General features: G+C 72.3%; 22 protein-coding genes and 1 tRNA gene. 8 read left to right on the top strand and 15 right to left on the bottom strand.

Translation table 11 applies throughout. From position 1 onward, the window contains the following. Positions 1–39: 39 nt before the first annotated feature. The 5 genes from ABD120_RS00255 to ABD120_RS00235 all read right to left on the bottom strand — a co-directional run bounded on the left by ABD120_RS00255 (position 40) and on the right by ABD120_RS00235 (position 5,866). Complete coding sequence (locus ABD120_RS00255) at positions 40–1,566, bottom strand: ATP-dependent DNA ligase (protein ID WP_343947543.1); 1,527 nt, start codon at positions 1,564–1,566, stop codon at positions 40–42. A 49-nt stretch (positions 1,567–1,615) separates the two neighbouring features. Continuing rightward, a complete protein-coding gene (locus ABD120_RS00250; RefSeq protein WP_343947542.1) occupies positions 1,616–2,197 on the bottom strand; it encodes a Maf family protein in 582 nt (193 codons plus the stop codon). Positions 2,198–2,244: 47 nt separating this feature from the next. Then, positions 2,245–2,811: a DUF937 domain-containing protein gene (locus ABD120_RS00245; RefSeq protein WP_343947541.1), complete on the bottom strand. Its 567-nt coding sequence runs from the start codon at positions 2,809–2,811 to the stop codon at positions 2,245–2,247. Positions 2,812–2,993: 182 nt separating this feature from the next. Beyond that, a complete protein-coding gene (gene ftsH / locus ABD120_RS00240; RefSeq protein WP_343947540.1) occupies positions 2,994–5,021 on the bottom strand; it encodes an ATP-dependent zinc metalloprotease FtsH in 2,028 nt (675 codons plus the stop codon). A gap of 5 nt (positions 5,022–5,026) precedes the next feature. Next, on the bottom strand, positions 5,027–5,866 hold the full coding sequence (locus tag ABD120_RS00235) for a hypothetical protein (RefSeq protein WP_343947539.1): 840 nt from the start codon (positions 5,864–5,866) through the stop codon (positions 5,027–5,029). Between the two features lie 110 nt (positions 5,867–5,976). Between ABD120_RS00235 and ABD120_RS00230 the strand changes: the two genes are divergently transcribed. Continuing rightward, entirely contained in the window at positions 5,977–6,933 is a 957-nt protein-coding gene (locus ABD120_RS00230; protein ID WP_343947538.1) for a DUF3616 domain-containing protein, read from the top strand. Between the two features lie 16 nt (positions 6,934–6,949). On the opposite strand, the gene ABD120_RS00225 is transcribed toward ABD120_RS00230, so the two are convergent. The 3 genes from ABD120_RS00225 to ABD120_RS00215 are packed head-to-tail and all read right to left on the bottom strand — an operon-like array spanning position 6,950 to position 8,952. Next, positions 6,950–7,591 (bottom strand): peptidyl-tRNA hydrolase, encoded by a 642-nt coding sequence (locus ABD120_RS00225; RefSeq protein ID WP_343947536.1) that lies wholly within the window; start codon positions 7,589–7,591, stop codon positions 6,950–6,952. Between the two features lie 60 nt (positions 7,592–7,651). Continuing rightward, positions 7,652–8,416 carry a class II aldolase/adducin family protein gene (locus ABD120_RS00220; RefSeq protein ID WP_343947535.1) on the bottom strand — a complete coding sequence of 255 codons (765 nt, stop codon included), beginning with the start codon at positions 8,414–8,416 and terminating at the stop codon, positions 7,652–7,654. A gap of 26 nt (positions 8,417–8,442) precedes the next feature. Then, positions 8,443–8,952, bottom strand: a complete 510-nt coding sequence (locus ABD120_RS00215) for a hypothetical protein (RefSeq protein ID WP_343947533.1) — start codon at positions 8,950–8,952, stop codon at positions 8,443–8,445. A 101-nt stretch (positions 8,953–9,053) separates the two neighbouring features. Between ABD120_RS00215 and ABD120_RS00210 the strand changes: the two genes are divergently transcribed. Next, positions 9,054–10,130, top strand: a complete 1,077-nt coding sequence (locus tag ABD120_RS00210) for a Gfo/Idh/MocA family protein (protein WP_343947531.1) — start codon at positions 9,054–9,056, stop codon at positions 10,128–10,130. Further along, entirely contained in the window at positions 10,123–10,788 is a 666-nt protein-coding gene (locus ABD120_RS00205) for an AIM24 family protein (RefSeq protein ID WP_343947529.1), read from the top strand. Before ABD120_RS00210 ends, ABD120_RS00205 begins: the two co-directional genes overlap by 8 nt. On the opposite strand, the gene ABD120_RS00200 is transcribed toward ABD120_RS00205, so the two are convergent. The 3 genes from ABD120_RS00200 to ABD120_RS00190 all read right to left on the bottom strand — a co-directional run bounded on the left by ABD120_RS00200 (position 10,785) and on the right by ABD120_RS00190 (position 13,390). Further along, positions 10,785–11,468 (bottom strand): DUF4097 family beta strand repeat-containing protein, encoded by a 684-nt coding sequence (locus ABD120_RS00200; protein WP_343947527.1) that lies wholly within the window; start codon positions 11,466–11,468, stop codon positions 10,785–10,787. The genes ABD120_RS00205 and ABD120_RS00200 overlap by 4 nt on opposite strands. A gap of 135 nt (positions 11,469–11,603) precedes the next feature. After that, complete coding sequence (locus ABD120_RS00195; RefSeq protein ID WP_343947525.1) at positions 11,604–12,899, bottom strand: UDP-glucose dehydrogenase family protein; 1,296 nt, start codon at positions 12,897–12,899, stop codon at positions 11,604–11,606. A 59-nt stretch (positions 12,900–12,958) separates the two neighbouring features. Then, the gene (locus ABD120_RS00190) at positions 12,959–13,390 is read right to left on the bottom strand and encodes an Lrp/AsnC family transcriptional regulator (protein ID WP_343947524.1); all 432 of its coding nucleotides are present in this window, start codon (positions 13,388–13,390) and stop codon (positions 12,959–12,961) included. Between the two features lie 122 nt (positions 13,391–13,512). On the opposite strand from ABD120_RS00190, the gene ABD120_RS00185 reads away from it, so the two are divergent. Next, a complete protein-coding gene (locus ABD120_RS00185; RefSeq protein ID WP_343947523.1) occupies positions 13,513–14,283 on the top strand; it encodes a tryptophan 2,3-dioxygenase in 771 nt (256 codons plus the stop codon). Here the strand turns inward: ABD120_RS00185 and ABD120_RS00180 are convergent. Then, positions 14,276–14,878, bottom strand: a complete 603-nt coding sequence (locus ABD120_RS00180) for a GNAT family N-acetyltransferase (RefSeq protein ID WP_343947522.1) — start codon at positions 14,876–14,878, stop codon at positions 14,276–14,278. The genes ABD120_RS00185 and ABD120_RS00180 overlap by 8 nt on opposite strands. 32 nt (positions 14,879–14,910) lie before the next feature. Between ABD120_RS00180 and ABD120_RS00175 the strand changes: the two genes are divergently transcribed. Next, on the top strand, positions 14,911–15,327 hold the full coding sequence (locus tag ABD120_RS00175) for a helix-turn-helix domain-containing protein (protein WP_343947521.1): 417 nt from the start codon (positions 14,911–14,913) through the stop codon (positions 15,325–15,327). 12 nt (positions 15,328–15,339) lie between these two features. Here ABD120_RS00175 and ABD120_RS00170 read toward each other — a convergent pair whose 3' ends face one another. Continuing rightward, complete coding sequence (locus ABD120_RS00170; RefSeq protein ID WP_343947520.1) at positions 15,340–15,777, bottom strand: cold shock domain-containing protein; 438 nt, start codon at positions 15,775–15,777, stop codon at positions 15,340–15,342. Between the two features lie 128 nt (positions 15,778–15,905). Further along, positions 15,906–15,978: transfer RNA gene (locus tag ABD120_RS00165), tRNA-Ala, on the bottom strand. Positions 15,979–16,072: 94 nt separating this feature from the next. Between ABD120_RS00165 and ABD120_RS00160 the strand changes: the two genes are divergently transcribed. The 3 genes from ABD120_RS00160 (at position 16,073) to ABD120_RS00150 (ending at position 19,468) form a co-directional block, all read left to right on the top strand. Continuing rightward, complete coding sequence (locus ABD120_RS00160) at positions 16,073–16,780, top strand: tRNA-dependent cyclodipeptide synthase (protein ID WP_343947518.1); 708 nt, start codon at positions 16,073–16,075, stop codon at positions 16,778–16,780. A 91-nt stretch (positions 16,781–16,871) separates the two neighbouring features. Continuing rightward, positions 16,872–18,641 carry an asparagine synthase-related protein gene (locus tag ABD120_RS00155; protein WP_343947517.1) on the top strand — a complete coding sequence of 590 codons (1,770 nt, stop codon included), beginning with the start codon at positions 16,872–16,874 and terminating at the stop codon, positions 18,639–18,641. Positions 18,642–18,697: 56 nt separating this feature from the next. Beyond that, a complete protein-coding gene (locus tag ABD120_RS00150; RefSeq protein ID WP_343947516.1) occupies positions 18,698–19,468 on the top strand; it encodes an alpha/beta hydrolase in 771 nt (256 codons plus the stop codon). Position 19,469: 1 nt separating this feature from the next. On the opposite strand, the gene ABD120_RS00145 is transcribed toward ABD120_RS00150, so the two are convergent. Further along, entirely contained in the window at positions 19,470–20,276 is an 807-nt protein-coding gene (locus ABD120_RS00145; protein ID WP_343947515.1) for an LLM class flavin-dependent oxidoreductase, read from the bottom strand. Positions 20,277–20,379: the final 103 nt, after the last annotated feature.

The following is a 20,379-nucleotide window of genomic DNA, read 5'->3' as shown; positions in this document are numbered from 1 at the left end:
CCGCACCGCACCGGGATTTCACCTCAAAGGCGCACGGGCTCAGAGCATGAGGGAGCGGACGGTCTCCACGGTGTCGGCCTCGTCGGCGCGCTTGTCCGGGCGGTAGCGGAGGACGCGGGCGAAGCGCAGCGCCATGCCTCCGGGGTAGCGGGGCGAGCGCTGCACGCCGTCGAAGGCGATCTCCACGACGAGTTCCGGCCGCACGACGACGGTCCAGCCGTCGGTGGGGCCGTCGGCGAGTTCGAGGAAGCGTTCGGTCTGCCAGGCGAGCAGTTGGTCGGTCAGGCCCTTGAAGGTCTTGCCGAGCATCACGAACCCGCCGGTGTCCGGGTCGCGGGCGCCGAGGTGCAGGTTGGAGAGCTTGCCCTCGCGACGGCCGTGCCCCCATTCGGCGGCCAGGACGACCAGGTCGAGGGTGTGGCGCGGCTTGACCTTGATCCAGCCCGCGCCCCGGCGGCCCGCGGCGTACGGGGAGGGGAGGGCTTTGACGACCAGGCCCTCGTGCCCTGAGCGCACGACGTCGGTGAAGAACTCCTGCGCCTTGCCCGCGTCGTCGGTGACCAGGCGCGGGGTGAGCAGGGCGGGCGGGACGGCGCGCGCGAGGATCTCGTGCCGCTGCTCGTACGGCAGGTCGAGCAGGTCGCGGCCGTCGAGGCGCAGGACGTCGAAGAAGAAGACGCTGAGCGGCGTCGTCTCGCGGAGGGCGGCCACGTCGAGCTTGCTGGCGACGCGGGCGCCGGTGATCTGGAACGGCTGGGGGCGGCCGTCGTCGTGCAGCGCGATCACCTCGCCGTCGAGGACGAGGTCGAGGTGCGGGAGCCCGAGGACGGCTTCCGCCAGTTCGGGCACCTGGGCGGTGATGTCGTCGAGGGTGCGGGTGAAGACGCGGACGTCGTCGCCGGAGCGGTGCGCCTGGACGCGGACGCCGTCGAGTTTCCACTCCAGGGCGGCGGGCGCGCCCACCTTCTGCAGGGCGGTGGCGACGTCCGGCGCGCTGCCGGCCAGCATGGGCGCGACGGGACGGCCGACCTCCAGCCGGAAGGCGCGCAGCGCCTCGACGCCGCCCGCGAGCGCCGCCGCGCCGACGGCGGGCAGCCAGCCGCGCAGCGTCAGCGCCCGCCGTACGTCGGCGGGCGGGGCGCCGGAGGACTTGGCGACGGCCTCGATCATCACACCGTCGAGGGCGCCCTGCCGGAGTTCACCGGCCAGCAGCCGGGTGAGGAAGGACTGCTCCTGGCTGGTCAGGGCGGCGAACAGGGCGGTGACGAGGTCCTTGCGGACGGCCTGGGAGCCGGGGCCGGAGACGGCCTTGATCCGGGTGAGGCGCGCGTCGACGTCGGTGAGCGTGGCGGTGGCGGCGAGTTTGGGCGGCGGCGGTTCCTGGAGGGTGCGCCAGCCGACGCCGACCTGCCGCTGCGGCAGTTCGCCGGACAGGTAGGCGATGGCGATCTCGGCCTCGTCCGGCCCGACCCGGCCGAGTAGTTCGGCCAGGTGGCCCACCTTGCCGAGGCGTGCGGAGGTGCGCGTCACCGCCTCGGACACCCGGACCACGTCGATCAGTAGCACATGTCCATGGTGCCCCACGGACCGCGCGGCTGCCGCGAGGGGTCCCGGGTCACTTCCAGTGGTCGGTGATGGAGTGGCCGAGCTCCTCGAACAGGGTGCGGACCAGCGGCAGCGAGATGCCGAGCACGTTGCCGTGGTCGCCGTCGATGCCCTCGACGAACCAGCCGCCCCTGCCGTCGATGGTGAAGGCGCCCGCGACGTTGAGCGGCTCGCCGGAGGCGACGTAGGCGGCGATCTCGGCCTCGCTCGGGCGGCCGAACCTGACGACGGTGGTGGCGGTCTCGGCGGCTTCCCTGCCGGTGGCGACGTCGATGACGCAGTGGCCGGTCACCAGGCGGCCGGTGCGGCCGCGCATGACCTTCCAGCGGTCTGCGGCCTCTTCCGGGGTGCCCGGCTTGCCGTACGGCCTGCCGTCGAGTTCCAGGATGGAGTCGCAGCCGATGACCAGGCCCTCGTCGAGGTCGGCCGCGACGGCGCGGGCCTTGGCGCGGGCGAGCACGAGGCTGAGGGCGGCGGGGGTGTAGGCGGTGTAGGAGTCCTCGTCGACGCCGCTCACGATCACCTTGGGATCCAGCCCGGCGGTGCGCAACAGGGCCAGGCGGGCGGGTGAGGCGGAGGCGAGGACGATCATGGGCTAAGCCTACCGGCACGCTCCCGCGCCCTTCCTGCGGGGAAGGCTCACCAGTCGGGGCTGGAGGCGCGCCGCCGGTGCCCTCGGGGCGCGGACTCGGCGCCGAAGATGCCGCCGAGCAGTTCGCCCAGCATGTCACCGAGCCCGCCGTCCCGGATCGCGGACTGCTCTCGGTCGAGGTCGTCGGCGACGGCTCCGGCGTCCATGCCGCGCCGGGCGGCGCGGTCGGCGAGCAGCGACATGATCATGGGGGCGATGAGCGGCAGCAGCTTCGCGACGGTGCCCCGGTCGACGCCGGCGAAGCGGGCCAGGCCGGTGGCGGCCCGCTCGGTGCCCTGGGAGCCGAGGACGTGGCCGAGGATGCACTCGCCGTCCCTGGACAGGGTCGCGACGTCGCCGGTGAACGGGTCTGCGTCGACGTGCCGGTCGAGGGCGCCGTGCAGGGCATGGGCGCCGTCGGGGGTTTCGGCGTTGCGGGCCAGACCGCCGGTGATGGCGCCCGCCGCGGCCTCGACGACGCTGCGCGCGGTGGCGGTGTCGGTGCCGAGCAGCCCGGCGACCTGCTGGAGGCCGGACTCGCCGAGCTGGGCGAGTAGCTCATCGTTGAGTGACACGGCAGGTCCCCCCGGATCGGTGCTGTCCGACCGGACCTACCCGTCCTTCTGTCGAGGTACTTCCTGTTTAGTCCAAACAGAGCCCCTTGTACGGCAAGGCCCGGCCACCCGCGCCCCGCCGTACCGGAAGGCCCTCTGTCGAGCGCCGGCACTCCCGGCCGACGGCCGGGCCGCCGTGACGACTACGCGCTGCCCTCGCCCGGTGCGCGCCCTTCCTCGCCGGCCCTCGGGGTGGGCAGCGGGGCGGGCCCGATGGGTGCCTTGCCGTTGCTCTCGACGGCCCGGTGCACCCCGGCGGCCGCGTACGCCCCGGCCTCGTCGAGCGTCTCGTGCTCCAGGAGCGCCTGGACGATGGCGTCGAGCTTGTCGCGGTTGGCCGACAGTATGCGGACGGCGACCTCGTAGCACTCGTCGACGATGCGCCGCGCCTCCTCGTCCACGGTGGCGAGGGTCGCGGGCGAAGCCTGCGGCCGCTGGCCGTCGTTGGGCAGGATGGTGAGCGGCCCGACCTTCTCCGACATGCCCCAGCGGCCCACCATGCCCCGAGCGATCATGGTGACCTGCTCCAGGTCGTTCTCGGCGCCGGTGGTGATGAGGTCGTAGACGACCTGCTCGGCGGCCATCCCGCCGAGGGCGCCGACGATGCGGCCGCGAAGGTACTTCTCGTCGTAGGCGTAGCGGTCGGTGTCGGGGGTGGACAGGGTGACACCGAGGGCCCGCCCGCGCGGGATGATCGAGACCTTGCGCACCGGGTCGGCGCCGGGCTGGAGCATGCCGAGCAGCGCGTGGCCGGCCTCGTGGTAGGCGGTGCGGACCCGCTCGTCCTCGGGCATCACGATGCTGCGGGCGGCGCCGAGCTGGAGCTTCTCCAGGGCGTCGGCGAAGTCGGCGCTGTGGACCTTGTCCTTGCCGCGCTTGGCGGCCAGCAGGGCCGCCTCGTTGACCAGGTTGGCGAGGTCGGCGCCGGTCATGCCGGGTGTGGTCTTGGCCAGCCGGTCGAGGCTGACCTCGGTGGAAAGCGGGACGCCGCGCGTGTGCACCTGGAGGATCGCCGTCCGGCCGGAGGCGTCCGGCAGGCCGACCTGCACGGTGCGGTCGAAGCGGCCGGGACGCAGCAGCGCGGGGTCGAGGACCTCGGGCCGGTTGGTGGCGCCGATGACGATGACGCCCTCGGCGCCGGAGAAGCCGTCCATCTCGGTGAGGATCTGGTTGAGCGTCTGCTCGCGCTCGTCGTGGCCGCCGATGCCGGAGGCGCCGCCCCTGGCCCGGCCGATGGCGTCGATCTCGTCGATGAAGACGATCGAGGGGGCCACCTTGCGGGCCTCCTCGAACAGGTCGCGCACGCGGGAGGCGCCCACGCCGACGATCATCTCGATGAACTCGGAGGCGCTGGCGGAGAAGAACGGCACGTCGGCCTCGCCCGCGACCGCACGGGCCAGCAGGGTCTTGCCGGTGCCGGGCGGCCCGGCCAGCAGGACGCCCTTGGGCAGCTTGGCGCCCAGGCGCCGGTACTTGGCCGGGTCCTTGAGATAGTCGACGACCTCGACGAGTTCGTTCTCGACCTCGTCGATGCCCGCGACATCGTCGAAAGTGACGCGGACCTTGGAGCTCTCGACCGGCTTGGCCGCCTTGGACTTGCCGAGCCCGCCGAGGCCGCCGCCGCCCATGAGGCTGGCGCCGCGCCGCATGATCCAGATCCAGAGGCCGGCGAGCAGGAGGACGGGCAGCAGCGACAGCAGCAGGTTGACGAACAGGCCGCGCCCGCCGACGGGGGTGGCCTTGATCACGACGCCCGCCGAGGACAGTTGCTGGGAGAGCTGGTCGGTGTTGGCGAAGACCGGGATCTCGGTCTCGAACTTCGTGTACTGCTTGCTGTCGTCGGGGTCGGTGGCGGCGGCCTTGAGGTCGCCCTGCACCGAGGTGCCCTCGGCGTAGATGTCCTTGACGTTGCCGCCGGTGACCTGCTTGATGAACTCGGTGTAGGAGATCGTCTCCACCGGTTCCTCGTCGAAGAACGACGACACGAGGAAGAATCCGGCGTAGACCACCAGCAGGGTGACGACGAACCGCCACCAGTTGATCTTCGGGCGCCCGCCGCCGGACGTGCCCGGCAGCCCTTCGGCCCGCCACGGCTTCTTGCTGTTCTTGTCCGGCTCCTGAGGAGGCCCCGAGCGTTCCACGGCGTCACTCCCCGAAATCGCCGCAATCATGATCTCTACCCTAGAACACGTATCCCGGAGATCACGCGCTTGACGTCGCGCCACTGACGTCGGTGCGTGTCCGGCACCGAGACGAACGCCAGGGCGGGCCGGTCCATTCCCTTGCGGTCCACGACGACCACGGCGGCGACCGACTGGCGCTTGCCGTACACGACCCGGTACATGAGCGCCCAGCCGCCCTTGACGCGCTGCGAGGCCAGCCAGCGGACCTTGGCGCCCTCGGGGTGGTGGTTGAGCGACCAGCGGGCGGCCAGCAGGGCGGTGTCGCGCGCGGAGCGCTGCTCCTCGATCGGCAGGGGGCAGGTGACGAGCAGGCCGCGCTGCGCCCGGCCGCGCGGCTTGGGCAGCACCTGCTTGCTGGTGAACGGCGCCGCGCCGAACGTCTTCCACGGCTTGCCGAGCCTCGGTACGGCGACGCCCGCGCGCTTGTCGCGGTGCACGCGCTTGGCCGGGGCGGGCAGCGAGGTGCGTTTGACCTTGCGGGTGAGCTTGGGCAGGCGGCGGTCGGCGGCCAGCGCCTCCATCGCCGTGTAGCCGGGAGCGATGGTGGGGGTGGCAGTGGGCGACGGCGTGGCCGGAACCGCCGCGGGAACCGTCGCGGCGGGCGAGGCTGAGGGAGCAGGTTCGGACGAGGTGGCGGGCACGGCCGATGGCGCGGCGACCGGCCGGGCCGCGACCTCGTCCGGCCCCGACGGGTACACAAGGAAGATCCCGGCGGCCACCGCCGCCACGGCGAGGGCCACCACGATTCCCCGGTACACGTCCCGCATCCGCAGGTCGCCGATGCGGGAGCGCTTGGGCGGGGAAGCAGTTCGCGCCGTCGGCGCCGTTCTCACGCGGGACCCTCTGGTCCCTTCTTCCCCATCGAGCACGACGGGAGCGTACGACATATCCCGCCATCGCGTGCAAGAAGCTGTCGAAGTGACATCATGACGTAGTGCATCAGGTGGAACTCCGTTTCCGTCCCGACTCCCGGGAGACGCTCACCCACACGAACCTGTCGGCCGTACGGCACGACGGCACCGGCCTGTGGCTGGCCGGTGACGAGACCGCCACCGTCGAGCACCTCGCCTGGAACGGCGAGCGCTACGACGCTCAGCGCACCTTCCATCTCGCCGACCACGTCGAGTTGCCCGCCGGCCCGCACGACGAGGCGGACATCGAAGGGCTGGCGCGTGCCGACGGGCACCTGTGGCTGGTCGGCTCGCACAGCCTCAAACGGCGCAAGGCCAAGTCCCGCGACCCGGTGAAGGCGGCCCGGCGGCTGGCCACCGTACTGCGGGAGGAGAACCGGTTCGTACTGGTCCGGCTGCCGCTGGACCCGGTGACCGGCGATCCGGGGCGCGGCGAGATCCTCAGCGGCGCCGACAACCTCGCCGCCCATCTGGCGGGCGACGAGCACCTGGCGCCGTTCCTGGCACTGCCGGGCAAGGACAACGGGCTGGACGTCGAGGGCATCGCCGTCACCGGGCGGCGGGTGTTCCTCGGCCTGCGCGGGCCGGTGCTGCGCGGCTGGGCGGTGGTGCTGGAGATCGCGCCGGAGTCGGCGGGCGGGGGCAGGATGCGGCTGGGGCGGCCGTACCGCAAGCACTTCCTGGACCTTCACGGGCTCGGGGTGCGCGACCTGTGCCCGTACGGCGAGGACCTGCTGCTGCTCACCGGGCCCAGCATGGACCTCGACGGCCCGGTCCGCGTGGTGCGGTGGCGGCAGGAGCGGCACGAGGGCGTGGTGCACGCCGACGACCTGGAGGTCGTGGCCGAACTGCCGTACGGGGTCGGGTGCGATCATCCCGAGGGGCTGGCCGTGCTGGACGGCGACAAGCTGATGGTCGTCTACGACAGCCCGGCGCCGAACCGGCTCACGCCGGAGGGCGGGGTGTACGCCGACGTCATCCCGATCTAGAACGATCGAGAACGCGCTACAGCCAGGGCGCCTCCGCGACGAACGTGACCGAGCCGGCCGCGATCTCGGTGAAACCGGCGTCGCGCACCACCGGCAGCGGACGGCTCTCCAGGTCGGCGAACCGTTCCTTGTCCGCCGTGCGGACCGACAGCGGCAGGCCCGCCTCGTACCAGGCCGCGCGCTCCGCCGGACGGCTGGCCCACCAGGCGAGCTGGGCGGCGTGGCCGGCCTGCGCCATCGCCTTGCCCGCCGTCATGGCCAGGCCGGGGTTCTCCCACAGGACCACCGGCAGCGGCGGGCCGGGCGGCCGGGTGTCGGCCAGGTCGGTGCCCGACACCTGGAGCCTGGACAGGTCCTTGGGCCAGCCGTCGAGCGGGACCGGCGGGTGCACGCGCACCTGCGCCGTCCCGTGCTCGATCGTCCGGCCCGGCAGGTCGAGCACCCGCCGCCACTCGGCGCCGCGCGCCCGCCTGACCACCTTGCGGATGCGCCCGCTGGCCTGCCAGGCGCCCAGTTCCCCCGCCCAGTCGCCGGGCTCGGCCAGCAGGCTCAGCACGGCCTTCGCGGCGGCCTCCAGGGCGTCGGCCCGCTCGGGCGGCGCGACCCGCTCCAGGCGCAGCACCAGGGGCAGGACCATGAGTTCAAGCTCGTCGTTCATCACCGACCAGGATGCCCGACGGCTCGCCGTCCCCGCGCCGCCGGGCCTCCTGGGACGGGATCACTCGAACAGGTCGGGCTGCTCGCGGACGATCTGGTCGTACAGCGGCTGGAAGTTGATCCAGCCGAGCAGGTCGCTGCCGACCTGTCCGTGGGTGAGGGCGGCGTTCTCCGGCGTGATCGGCACGACCGGTCCCGCCGCCTTGGCCACGAGTTGCACCTGCGCCGAACGCTCCATGGTGATGAACCACCAGGCGGCCGCGTCGACCGAGTCGCCGACCGTGAGCAGGCCGTGGTTGCGCAGCACCACGGCCTTGTTGGAGCCGAGGGCGGCGGCGATGCGCTTGCCCTCCTCGACGTCGGTCACGACGCCCGTGTAGTCGTCGAACAGGGAAACATCCTGGTAGAAGGCGCAGGCGTCCTGGGTGATCGGCTCGATGAGCTGACCCAGGGCCGACAGCGCCCTGCCGTACACGGAGTGGCTGTGCGCGGCGGAGACGACCTCGGGCCGGGCCTGGTGCACCTGCGAGTGGATGGCGAAGGCGGCCTGGTTGACCGGGTGGCGGCCCTCGACGACCTTCCCCTGGTGGTCGACCAGGATCAGGTCGCCGACCCTGACGTGCTTGAACGACATGCCGAACGGGTTGACCCAGAAGTGGTCGGTGAGTTCCGGGTCGCGGGCGGTGATGTGGCCCGCCACACCCTCCTCGAAACCGAACTTGCCGAAGATCCGCAGAGCCGCCGCCAGGCGCTCTTTGCGATGGCGGCGCTCCTCTTCGACGGTCTCGAACGACTGCGGCAGGCGGTAGACAAGGTTGTCGGCCATAGAACCGGTTCTAACACAGCGAACGGCTATCGGGGAGAGCGCTCGGCCAGTGCCCGGATCTCGGCGGCGACCTGGTCATGGCGCCGGTCGGCCGCCAGCCCGTCGGCCAGCGCCCGCAACTGCGCGGACGGCAGCGGCCCGCGCCCCGTCACGAGCGGCACCCGCAGCGTCCCCGTGAAGACGTCCTTCACCACCAGCAGGTGCACCCGCGTGTCGTAGTAGACCGCCTCGGTACGTGACAGATCGACCTTCCGTGACCGGAAGGCGACCCGCCACTCCAGCACGCTCCCCTCGATCCACGCCCCCGAGCCTCTGCGCAGCACCATCCAGCCCACCGCCACCAGCGCGATCGGCACCACCAGGAACAGCACGAGCTCCAGCGCCGTCTGCAGCGGATCCGTGTCGCCCGCGCCCGCTCCCGCGAACGCCGCGACGGCCGCCGTCACCGCGCCCGCCAGCACGAGCACGCTGGCGCAGCCGCACCCGGCGCGCACCCCGGCGCCGAGCGGAACATCAATCTTGATAGGGGAACTCACGCACACCAACCTAGTGAGAGGAAGCCTCCGTCCCTCGGAAGGGGCCACGCACAGATGACCTACCCGCTCCACACCGTCCCCTCCCCCCGGCGCACGCGGCGGTGACCGGCGTCGCGATCGTCGGCGCCGGCGTGATCAGCGCCGCCTACCTGCGCAACCTGTGCATGTTCCCCGAACTGCGGGTCGTCGCCGTGGACGACCTCGACACCGACCTCGCCGCCGCCGTCGCGGCGGACTTCGGCGTGCCGGTCTCGGGCGGCCTGCCGCGCGTGCTCGCCGTGCCTGAGGTGGAGCTGGTGGTCAACCTGACCGTGCCGTCCGCGCACGCCGAGGTCGGCCTGGCCGTCCTGCGGGCGGGCAAGCACGTGTACGGCGAGAAGCCGCTCGCGCTCGACGTCGACCAGGGCGAGAAGCTGCTGGCCGAGGCCGCCGGGCTGGGGCTGCGGGTCGGGGCGGCGCCCGACACCTTCCTCGGCGCCGGGCTCCAGTCGGCCGCGCGGGCGCTGCGCTCCGGCCTCATCGGCACGCCGGTCGCGGTGTCGGTCGCGATGCAGAGCATGGGGCCGGAGCGGTGGCACCCCAGCCCCGAATACCTGTACGGCCCCGGCGGCGGGCCGCTGTTCGACCTCGGGCCCTACTACCTGACCGCGCTCGTGGCGCTGCTGGGCCCGGCCGTACGGGTGGCGGGGAGCACCCGGATCGCCCACGCCTGGCGGGAGATCGGCTCCGGGCCGAAGGCCGGGCAGTCCTTCCCGGTACGGGTGGCCACCCACGTGCACGCGCTGATCGACTTCGCCTCCGGGGCGAACGTGTCCGCGACGTTCAGCTTCGACTCCCCCGTGGACCGGCGCCGCATCGAGATCACCGGCACCGAGGGCGTGCTGTCGCTGCCCGACCCGAACACCTACGGCGGGCCGCTGCTCATCCGCGCGCCGCACGCCGAGCGCTGGCGCGAGCTGCCCGTGTCCGGCACCACGATCGGGCGCGGGCTCGGCATCCTGGATCTGGCCAGGTCGATCCGTGCGGGCACGCCGCACCGGGCCTCCGGCACGCTGGCCCTGCACGTGCTGGAGATCATGACGGCGATCACGGCGTCGGCGGAGCAGGGTGAGTTCCGGCGGCTGCGGACCACCGTTTCGCGTCCTTCACCGGTTACGCCACACTGGCCGCATGCGTAGTTCCTTCTTCGGCAACCTGGACATCTCGCAGGTACCCGCCAACTTCGCCCTGCAGAACGCCAAGATGCTGCGGGTGCGCCTGCCTCAGGAGGTGCTCGCCCGGCAGGGGTCCATGGTCGCCTTCCAAGGTCAGATGAGTTTCGACCACGAAGGCTCCGGCGGCGTGGGCAAACTGCTCAAGAAGGTCGTCACCGGCGAGGGCGTCCCGCTCATGCGGGTGCGCGGCGAGGGCATGCTCTATCTCGCCCACAACGCCGACGACATCCACCTGTTCTACCTGGAGAACGAGGGCATCACGGTCAACGGCCGCAACCTGCTCGCCTTCGAGCCGCAGCTGGGCTGGGACATCGGGCGCGTCCAGGGTGCGGGTGTGGCGGCGGGCGGGCTGTTCAACACCACGGTCACCGGCACCGGCTGGGTGGCGGTGACGGCGCACGGCACCCCGGTCATGCTCGACGCCGGGCAGGCGCCCACCTTCGCCGACGGGCAGTCGGCGATCTGCTGGAGCGCCCACCTGGGGGTGGGGGTCAACCGCACGTTCAAGGCGGGCGCGCTCATCGGGCGCGGCAGCGGCGAGGCGATGCAGCTGGCCTTCCAGGGGCAGGGCTTCGTCCTCGTCCAGGCCAGCGAGGGCCCGCCGGTCCCGTCGGCCTCCTAGGCGGGCTTGACCTCGACGTCGCCGGACCCGGCGCGCACGCTGACCTTCCGCGCGGCCGCCGGGTCGTCGGTGATCCCGACCGTGACCTCGCCGGTGCCGGCAGTGGCTTTCACCGCGTAGGGGCCCTCGGGGAGGAACACGGACGCGCTGCCCGAGCCCGCTTTCACCTCGACGCTGTCGGGCGCCGAGGCGAAGCGCAGCCGGGATTCGCCGGAGCCGGTCTCGACGGTGACCTGCTTGCTGGACAGTTCGGTTCCCTCGACCGTGCCGGACCCGGCCTCGGCGCTGACCGGGCCGCTCAGGGCGCGCAGCCTGGAGTCGCCCGACCCCGCCTCAAGCCGGAGCCTGATCCCCTTCGGCACCTCGACGGTGTAGTCGACGCCGCAGTTGTCCAAGGACGCGGGGCACTCGTACGACAGGCTCAGGGTGTCGCCGCCGACCTCGCGCACGGTCTTCGGCTTCTCCCGGCTCCAGCGCAGCTTCTCAGTGATCTTGATCGAGGTGCCGCCGGTCTCGGTGATGTCGGCGTCGCCGCTGCCCGTCTTCAGGCTGAGGACGGCCACCTTGTCGGTGATCTCGTACGTCTTGCTCTCCGACTCCGCGGAGACGCCGAAGGCGCCGCAGCTCGTGAGCGACGCCACGCAGGCCAGCAGGCCGCCCGCCACAAGGATCTTCTTCATGCCGGAATCCTCGCCTGCGCGGGGCGGCGCGGGCATCCGGGCGAGCCCTGAACCGGCCTCGGGGATCGCCCGGAACCGTCCCTGTCGGGAGGCGCTGTCGGGAGGCGCTGCCGGGAGGCGCTCTCAGGGGCGCTCTCAGGGGCGGCCGACCCCCATGTAGGTGAAGCCGAGCGCGCGCATCGCGGCCGGGTCGAGAAGGTTGCGGCCGTCGAAGACGACCGGCCGCGCCATCACCTCGCGGGCCTCGGCCCACGGCACCTCCAGCAACTGCGGCCAGGCCGTCGCCACGATGGCGCCGTCGGCGCCGGACAGCGCCTCCAGCGGGCTGCCGCAGCGGATCGTCGAGGCCCACGGCTCGGCGCCGGCCGCAGGCTCGGCCAGCGGGTCCCAGGTGCGTACCTTCGCGCCCTCGGCCAGCAGCCGCGCCGCCAGCACCGTGCTCGGGGCCTCGCGCATGTCGTCCGTGCCCGGTTTGAAGGTCATGCCGAGCAGCGCCACCTGGGCGCCGTCGAGGCTGCCGAGCGCGTCCTTGAGCTTCTGGATCGCTCGCCGCTTCTGCAGGTTGTTGACCTCGATGACGGCGTTGAGGAGCTGCGGGTGGTGGCCGGTGTTGCTGGCGAGCTGCTTCAGCGCCTCGGAGTCCTTGGGGAAGCAGCTGCCGCCCCAGCCGATGCCCGCCTGAAGGAAGTGGGCGCCGATCCGGTGGTCGAGCCCGACCGCCTTGGCGACCACCTCGACGTCGGCGCCGGTCAGCTCGCACAGGACGGCGATCTCGTTGACGAAGGAGATGCGGGTCATCAGCATCGCGTTGCTGGCCAGCTTGGCCATCTCGGCCGAGGCCACGTCCATGGTCTCGATCGGGCCCTCGACACCCTCGTGCAGGTCGGCGACCAGTCGTACGGCCTGCGGGTCGGCGCCGCCGATCACCACCCGGTCGGGGTGGAGGAAGTCGTCGACGGCGCGGCCCTCGGCGGTGAACTCGGGGTTGGAGACGTACCCGACGTGCCGCAGGCCCGCCTCGTTGAGCACGTTCCTGACGCGCGCGCCGGTGCCGACGGGCACCGTGCTCTTGACGACGACGGCGAGCAGGTGCGGCGCGGACTTCAGCGACTCGACGACCGACCACACGCGCGACAGGTCGGCGTCGCCCGCGAGTGTCGGCGGGGTGTCCACGCAGACGTAGGCGACCTCGGCGTCCGCCAGCGCCCGGTCCGCGTCGGTCGTGAACGCCAGCCGTCCGGCGTTGCGCGCGATCAGTTCGCCGAGCCCCGGTTCGTAGATCGGCACCTCGCCGGCCCGCAGGAGGCGGACGCGTTCGGGCTGGATGTCGCGGACCGCGACGGTGTGGCCGAGTTCGGCCAGGCACGCGGCGGTCACGAGGCCGATGTAGCCCGCGCCGAAGACTGCGATGTTGCGCGGCGTCTGCGCCATATGAGGGGTTCCATTCTGCATACTCGCGGTTGACCTACGATATCCCCCTGCTCAGGCGCTCACCCTCCCGGCGGCAGGGTCGGCCGCCAGGGCACCGGGCTGGACAGCACCATCGAGCTGGACGGGGTGCCGTAGGCCGACAGCCGGTCGATGAGCTCCTCGAAGTCGGCCATGGTAGCGACCGCCACCCGCAGTACGCAGCAGGCCCCGCCGGTCACCCGGTGCACCTCCAGCACGTCGGCGGACCTCAGCGCCTCCGGGTTGCGCAGCACGCAGCCGGGTCCGTAACAGGACATCGTGACCAGCGCGACCACGCCTCTGCCCACCAGCCGGGGATCGACGTGTGCCCGGTAGCCGCCGATCACGCCGGACTCCTCCAGCTTGCGCACCCGTTCGGCGACGGCGGGCGGCGACAGGTGCACGCGCCGGGACAGTTCGCTGAACGACAGCCGGGCCTCCGTCTGGAGCTCTCGGAGGAGCAACCAGTCCATCTCGTCCACTTTCACCCCGGAAACTCGGCTCGCATAATTCCTGCCGATTGTAAGGTTTGCCAGGCATTAGACCGTTCGATCGGCATTCCGACCTTGATGTCCCTCGACAGATCATGGAGGCCATGGACCTCTTCGGAAACGACGCGCCGACGCTGGAGTTCGACCAGCCGGTGCCCTACGACACGTACGTGCATGCCAGCACCCTGCACAGCCTGCAGCAGACGCTGAGCGACGACCCCGGCGAGATGTCCTTTCTCATGATCAGCCAGATCATGGAGCTGTACTTCGGGCTCGTCCACTACGAGCTGCGCCAGGCGCAGCGGGCCGTGGACGCCGACGACGTCCAGGGCGCGCTCGGGCCGTTGCGGCGGACCGAACTGCACCTCGACGGGCTCAACACCGCCTGGAACGGGCTGCGGTGGATGACGCCGTCGGACTTCAACCGCTTCCGCGAGCAGCTCGGCGATGGCTCGGGCTTCCAGTCGGCGATGTACCGGCACCTGGAGTTCGCGCTGGGACTGAAGTCCGACTCGGTGATCCGGCCGTTCCGGCGTCAGCCGGAGGTGCACGCGGCGCTGGAGCGCGGCCTGCGCGAGCCGTCGCTGTGGGACAGCGTGACGGCGCTGCTGGCCCGGCGCGGGTTCGCGGGCGACGGGCTCGTGGAGGCGTGGGTGCGGGTGTACGCGGACGACGACGCCCTGCGGCGGCTCGGCGAGGCGCTCACCGAGGTGGCGCAGCGGTTCGGCGACTGGAGGTACCAGCACCTTCAGGCGGTGCGGCGGACGATGGGCGCCAAGGCGGGCACGGGCGGCTCGGCCGGGCTGGTGTGGCTCGAACGCAGCATGGCGAAGACCGTCTTCCCCGAGCTGTGGACCGCCCGCACGTTCATGTGAGCGGCACCCGCCACAACCGGCCGAGCGGGCGCAGGCCCAGCCGCTCGGCGACCCGCTGCGACGAGCGGTTGTCCGCCGAGGTGCTGTAGAACAGCAGGGGGCAGTCGGGGGCGAGTATCCGGGCCCAGGCGACGGTGGTCGCGGCGGCGTGGCCGCGCCCCCGGTGACCGGGCGCGGTCCAGGTCCCCGCCTCGGCTCCGGCGGCCGTCCTTCGCGGGGTGTGGCAGATGGAGACCACCTGCCCGTCTTCGACGACCATCGTCCAGGGCGCCCCGGCTCCGCCGTCCAGCAGTTCGGCCCACTCCTCGGCCGTCCAGTTCCCGGGCCGCAGCCCGCGTACCCGCTCGGCGTGCCGGTGGTCGAGGACCTCGACGGGGAACTCGTGGCGCAGGGGCGGGACCACCAGGTAGCTCGGGTCGCCGTCGCCGCCGGGACGCAGCCGCAGGGCGTCCGCCTCGGTGAAGCCGGGGTCGAGGCCCGCCCCGAGCACGGCGAAGGTGTGCCCGTCCGAGGTCTGCGCCACCACCGCCTCGCCGTCCTCGGGGATGCCGAGGACATCCGACTCCAGCCGCAACAGTTCGCCGTCGCTCCGCATCCGCCCTATCTTAGGGAGCGATGAGTAAGGATATGTACTCAGTCGAAGAGGTCGCCGAGCGACTCGGACTGCACGTGCGCACGGTACGCGGCTACATCCGGGACGGGCGGCTCAAGGCCGTGCGCATCGGCAAGCAGTACCGGATCGCCCGTGCCGACCTGGAGGCCGTGACCGGCACCCCGGCGCCGGCGCGGACGGCTCTGGAGGTGACGAGCATCGTCGAGGCGACCGGTGTGGACCGGCAGCTGTTCGACCGGCTGAGCACGCTCCTGCTCACCTCGGTGAGCGACCCCGGCGACGCGGCCGCACCGCCGCTGCGCGTCCAGACCGTCTACGACGGGGAACGGGGCCAGGCGAAGATCGTGATCATCGGCGCGCCGGCGCAGACCGCCGGGCTGCTCGGGCTGATCGACGCACTGCTGACCGCCGAGCAGGTTCGCCACGGCTGAGCGGGCCGCCCGTCAGTCGACGATCCAGCCGTGCTTCTGCGAGAAGTCGAGCATGCTGTCGATCAGCCGGACGATCTGGGCGCCGGTGAGCTCGGGCAGGTCGCGCAGCAGCGTGTCGATGAGCTCCTGGCGGAACTCCTCCGGCGCGAGAACATCGCACATGCCGTCCTCGTCCTGGGCGAGCACGGTCATCGGCGCGGGCGGCCGGACGGTCTCCGGCACGCGCTCGGCCCCGGCTACCGGCGGCTTGGTCAGGCGCACGGCGTACGCCTTGAGGCCGCGGTCGCCTTCGAGCACCTCGAACTCCACGGTGGAGCCTGGCTCGTAGGCGGCCCGGTCGTCGAGAAGGTCGTTGACATGGACGAACACGTCCTGCCCGCCGTTGTCGGGAACGATGAAACCGTAGCCACGGACGTCATCGAAGCGAAGGATCTTACCTAGCACCGCCACAACCACCACTCCACGAAACGCACTGGCCGCCGGCCGTTGCCCTCGGCCCGCGCAGCTTCCAGCGTACGCAGCCTGCGGCGGCGACCGGCCCCGACACTCTGAACGGCCGGGTGGGACATCTGTGGGGGTGGAGCTATGGGGATTCGAACCCCAGACCTCCTCCATGCCATGGAGGCGCGCTACCAACTGCGCCATAGCCCCTCGCCGCCCTCGGCGACCACGCCAGTGTAGCCGACCCCGCAGCCTGTCCGACAACCGTGCACATCTGCGTAACGGCCTTGCTACCGTGCGTCAGATGACCACTGTTGAGGCCGTCCCGCTCACCCCCCGGTGCGCGCGGATCTACGCCGCCCGCGAGCACGCGCTTCTCGGCATCGGCGCGTCGGACGGATATTTCAGCCTGCCCGTCATCACCGGGCTGCTGCGCTGGGGACTGCGCCACTTCGCCCGCGTCGACGTGCTGGTGCCCGGCATGGAACTCGCCGGAACCCTCGCGGTCAGGGGCGACAGGAAGGCACTCAGACGCGCCCGCGCCGCGATCGACAACACCCGCGACCGGGTGGCGGCGGCGCTGGAGACGCTGGGCCGTCCCGAGGTGGGCGTCTTCAGCTGGACCGACCTCGTGGCCCGCTCCGCCTACAGCGGCCTGCGCCACGAGATCGACCGCCTGTACGTCGAGGACCCCGACTTCCGCGAACACTGCGCGGCCGCCCTCGAACCGGTCCTGCACCTGCCGCGCCCCGACCCCTCGCGGATCCGCGAGGCGGTGCCGTCCCTGCTGTCCGAGCTGCCGCTGATGCTGGACACCCCGTCGATCGTGGGCACGGGATCGTCGGTCTTCTGCTACCCGAGGATGCTGCCGGTGGCACGCCGGCTGTACGCCGGACTCCTCCCCATTCACCCGAGTCCGTCACAGGGCATGGTGACGACCAGGCTGACGGCCGCTTATGCGGGCGCGGCACATTGGCACCGAGGCGACGGCAACGGATCCTCATGCGCGTGAGGCGGGCTGTGCCTTCGGCAGCGGCCCTGGGGTGACGCGTACCCATTTCCCAGCGTGATCGGTTGTCGTGAACCGCCTACTTAGGGTAGGCATGTGTGCCGTGCGGGTCTACTTGGGTTTGGCGGCGAAACAGCGAGATGTCCGGCCGGAGGTTCTCGATCGGGTCCGCGCGGCCATCGAGACGGCCTTCCCCGTGCCACCGGAGGTGATCAGAGGGCAGGAGTGGCACGGCAGAGGCGTATCCCTGTTCGGCTGGTCCAACGAGCCCGACGACACACGTCTCCCCCGGCTGCTCCACGACGAGGGCCGGATCGTCGGGGTCAACGGGCACCTCGCCGACCCGGCGGACGTCTCCCGCCTGCCCGACCCCGACGTCGGCGGCTGCTTCTCGGCCTGGATCGCGGGCGACGGCCGCCTCACCGCCGCCACGGCGGTCAACCGGATCTGCCCGGTCTTCTACGCAGAGACCGACGACCTGCACCTCGTGGGCAGCCGCGCCCTGCTCGTGCACCTGGCCGCGCGTCCCGACGAGCGCATCAGGTACGACGTGCTCGCCCTGCAGACGATGGCCAGGCAGGGCTACTTCCTGTCGGACGAGACGCCGTACGAGGGGGTGCGGGCGCTGCGCCCCAGCTCCGTGGTGGAGATCAGGGACGGCAGGCGGACGATCACCGAGATCCCGATGCCGCAGGCGTCGGCACCGGCGACCAAGCGGGAGAAGCGGGCGGCGATCGACGAACTCGCCCAGGCCCTGCTGGCGACGGTGGCGCCGCTGCGGTCGGCGGGGGAACCGGTGAACCTGGCGCTGACCGGCGGGCGCGACACCCGCGTCCTGGGGGCGTTGCTGCACGCGGCGGGGGTGCCGTTCCGTGCGACCACCAACGGGCTGGACACCCACCCGGACGTGATCCTGGCCAGGCGGCTGGCGGCCAGGCTGAAGGTCGAGCACACGGTGATCGCGCCGCCGCAGACCGAGGAGAAGGACGCGGTGCTGGTGGAGCACCCGCTGTCGCGGGCGTGGGAGACACTGCGCACCTGCGAGGGCATGACCTCGGCCTACGAGTCGATCGTCGGCTACCTGCCGTACTCGGGCAAGGCCACCATGTCGGGGCAGGGCGGTGAGACGCTGCGCGCCGGAAGCCTCAACCTGCTGCAGTCCGACCTGACGGACAAGGCGCTGCTGCGACGCATCCGGGCCACCTTCATCAAGGACGAGGGGCTGTTCAGCGCCGCCGCCAACGAGCACGCGCGCGAGATCGCCCGGCCGTGGGAGGCGCACGGGAACCGGCTGGAGGCGCTCGACCACATCTACCTCTGGTATCGGGTGGGCCGGTGGCAGGCCGGCGCACGTGCCGGGTCGCTGCGCCGGGGCGACCCGGTACGGCCCTACCTCGACAACCGGGTGGCGCGGGTCGCGCTCGGCCTCGACCAGGCGTGGCGGCTGTCGGAAGAGGTCATCTACGCGCTGATCATGCGGTTCGCGCCGAAGCTGAAGGACGTGCCGATCGAGGGGAAGCCGTGGCGCTTCGCCGACGGGGCGGCCAGGCGGTGGCCGTGGGAGCACGTGCCGCCGCCGCACCTGCCGACCGTGAAGACCGGCGGCGGATGGAACTGGCGCACCAGCCCGGGTGAGGCGCTCACCGACGTACTGCGGCAGCAGGTGCTCGGCAGCCTCGACGCGCTGGAGCCGATCGTCGACCCCGACGCGGTGCGCGCGCTGTTCGCCGACCCGGTGGTCAAGAAGCCGGGCACCGCCTGGCACCTGTACACGGTCAGCACGATGCTGACCGGCCTCTACCCGGGCAAGGAACCGGAGGGGCTGGGGCGGATCACGGTCTCCAGGCCGGATCCCGGCCGATGATCTCGGGCGCCCGCCCGGACTCCGGCTGATCGGCGCCTTGAGGATACGATCCGCGGGTGGGCAGATTCGTGCTCGTCACCGTCGTCGTGGCCGTGGTGCTGCTGGGGCTGCTGTGGGTGGTGCAGCGCAAGCTGATCTACCTGCCCGACCCGAGCCCGGTGCCCGCTGCCGCCTCCGTGCTGCCCGGGGGTCGCGACGTCGGCTTCACGACCTCCGACGGACTACGGCTCGGCGCCTGGTACGTTCCCGGCCGCCGCGCCGTCACCGTACTGGTCACCGGCGGCAACGCGGGCAACCGGCTCGATCGGGCGCCGCTCGCGGCGGCGCTGGCCCGGGAGGGCTTCGCCGTACTGCTGATGGACTACCGGGGCTACGGCGGCAACCCGGGCAGTCCCTCGGAGGAGGGGTTGCTGCGCGACGCCCGTGCGGCGCGCGACTTCCTCGACGGCGAGGTCCTGTACTTCGGCGAGAGCCTCGGCGCCGCCGTCGCCACCGCGCTGGCCGCCGAACGGCCGCCCGCCGGGCTGCTGCTGCGCTCGCCGTTCACCGAACTCGCCGACGCCGGCCGGCACGCCTATCCGTTCCTTCCGGTGCGGCTGCTGCTGCGCGACCGCTTCCCCGTGCGCGACCGCCTCGCCACGCTGCGCGTGCCGATCACCATCGTGTACGGCACCGCAGACACGATCATCCCGCCCGCGATGTCGCGTGCGGCGGCGCCGCCCGGCGCGAGGCTCGTGGAGGTGGCGGGCGCCGGGCACAACGACCGGGTGATGCTCGACGGCCCCCAGCTCATCGCCGCCGTGAACGCGCTGGCCGACCGCCGGTAGCTCAGGTGCCCACCAGCCGTTCCACCACCGGGGCGAACCGCTCGGCGAACGGCGCCCCCACCGTGACGTAGGAGATGCCGAGCCGGTCGCGGCGCCCGGCGAGCGTGTCGGCGATCGCGGCCGGCTCACCGGGGACGACGCCGTATCCGCCGCGTGCCACGATCTCGCGGGGATCCCGGCCGAGCGAGCGCACCAGCCAGTCCGGCGCGTCGTCGCCGACGACGAACAGGTTGCTGTTGACCTCCAGCTTCGGGAAGCGGTCGCCCGCGATCTCGTACAGTTCGTCCAGCGTGGCCGCGAGTTCGGCCTCCGTGGCGTGCGGGGGCAGGGCGAGCGCGACCGTGTCCGCCTGCTCCGCCGCCAGCCGCAGCATCCGCGTGCCCGAGGCGGCGATGAGGATCGGCGTGTTCTTGACCGCCTTGGCGATCTCGGCGACCAGGCCGACGCGGCGCGCCGCGGTGCCGAAGGGCACGCCGAGCGCGGCGGCCTCCTGCTCGGCGCCCGGCCGTCCCGCCCCCAGCCCCAGCTCGAAGCGGCCGCCCGACAGCGTCTGCACGGTCTCCGTCTCCCACGCCACCATCGCGGGGGTGCGGTTGGGCGCCGCGACGACGTACGTCCCGACGCGCAGCGTGCTCGTCGCGGCGGCGGCCGCGGCAGCGGCGGCGAACGGTGAGAGCGTCTGCAGCGTGTCCGGGATCAGCAGCGTCGCGTATCCCAGTTCCTCGACCCGCCTGGCCAGCCCCGGCCAGCCGCCGGGACCGGGCGCGGAGCCCGCGACGACACCGAATCTGAACGCGTGATTGTGCATGCCCACACCCTGCCGCGCGACCGGCCGCAGGTCATCGTCCGCTGGGGCGGTGGTGGGCTACCGCCGCCGAAGCACGGTGACGTGAGCGTGTACTACCCGGGTG

Origin of the sequence: Nonomuraea longicatena (assembly GCF_039525605.1) — a bacterium.
GTDB lineage: Bacteria > Actinomycetota > Actinomycetes > Streptosporangiales > Streptosporangiaceae > Nonomuraea > Nonomuraea longicatena.
Note: the sequence above shows the minus strand (reverse complement) of the source record. Positions and strands in the feature narration are given on the sequence as shown.

Excerpts from the sequence above, each read along its gene's own strand:
- ABD120_RS00250 (WP_343947542.1), bottom strand. The coding sequence starts at position 2,197 with ATGATCGTCCTCGCCTCCGCCTCACCCGCCCGCCTGGCCCTGTTGCGC.
- ftsH (WP_343947540.1), bottom strand. The coding sequence starts at position 5,021 with ATGATTGCGGCGATTTCGGGGAGTGACGCCGTGGAACGCTCGGGGCCT.
- ABD120_RS00225 (WP_343947536.1), bottom strand. The coding sequence starts at position 7,591 with ATGAACGACGAGCTTGAACTCATGGTCCTGCCCCTGGTGCTGCGCCTG.
- ABD120_RS00220 (WP_343947535.1), bottom strand. The coding sequence starts at position 8,416 with ATGGCCGACAACCTTGTCTACCGCCTGCCGCAGTCGTTCGAGACCGTC.
- ABD120_RS00205 (WP_343947529.1), top strand. The coding sequence starts at position 10,123 with ATGCGTAGTTCCTTCTTCGGCAACCTGGACATCTCGCAGGTACCCGCC.
- ABD120_RS00200 (WP_343947527.1), bottom strand. The coding sequence starts at position 11,468 with ATGAAGAAGATCCTTGTGGCGGGCGGCCTGCTGGCCTGCGTGGCGTCG.
- ABD120_RS00195 (WP_343947525.1), bottom strand. The coding sequence starts at position 12,899 with ATGGCGCAGACGCCGCGCAACATCGCAGTCTTCGGCGCGGGCTACATC.
- ABD120_RS00190 (WP_343947524.1), bottom strand. The coding sequence starts at position 13,390 with ATGGACTGGTTGCTCCTCCGAGAGCTCCAGACGGAGGCCCGGCTGTCG.
- ABD120_RS00185 (WP_343947523.1), top strand. The coding sequence starts at position 13,513 with ATGGACCTCTTCGGAAACGACGCGCCGACGCTGGAGTTCGACCAGCCG.
- ABD120_RS00180 (WP_343947522.1), bottom strand. The coding sequence starts at position 14,878 with ATGCGGAGCGACGGCGAACTGTTGCGGCTGGAGTCGGATGTCCTCGGC.
- ABD120_RS00175 (WP_343947521.1), top strand. The coding sequence starts at position 14,911 with ATGTACTCAGTCGAAGAGGTCGCCGAGCGACTCGGACTGCACGTGCGC.
- ABD120_RS00160 (WP_343947518.1), top strand. The coding sequence starts at position 16,073 with ATGACCACTGTTGAGGCCGTCCCGCTCACCCCCCGGTGCGCGCGGATC.
- ABD120_RS00155 (WP_343947517.1), top strand. The coding sequence starts at position 16,872 with ATGTGTGCCGTGCGGGTCTACTTGGGTTTGGCGGCGAAACAGCGAGAT.
- ABD120_RS00145 (WP_343947515.1), bottom strand. The coding sequence starts at position 20,276 with ATGCACAATCACGCGTTCAGATTCGGTGTCGTCGCGGGCTCCGCGCCC.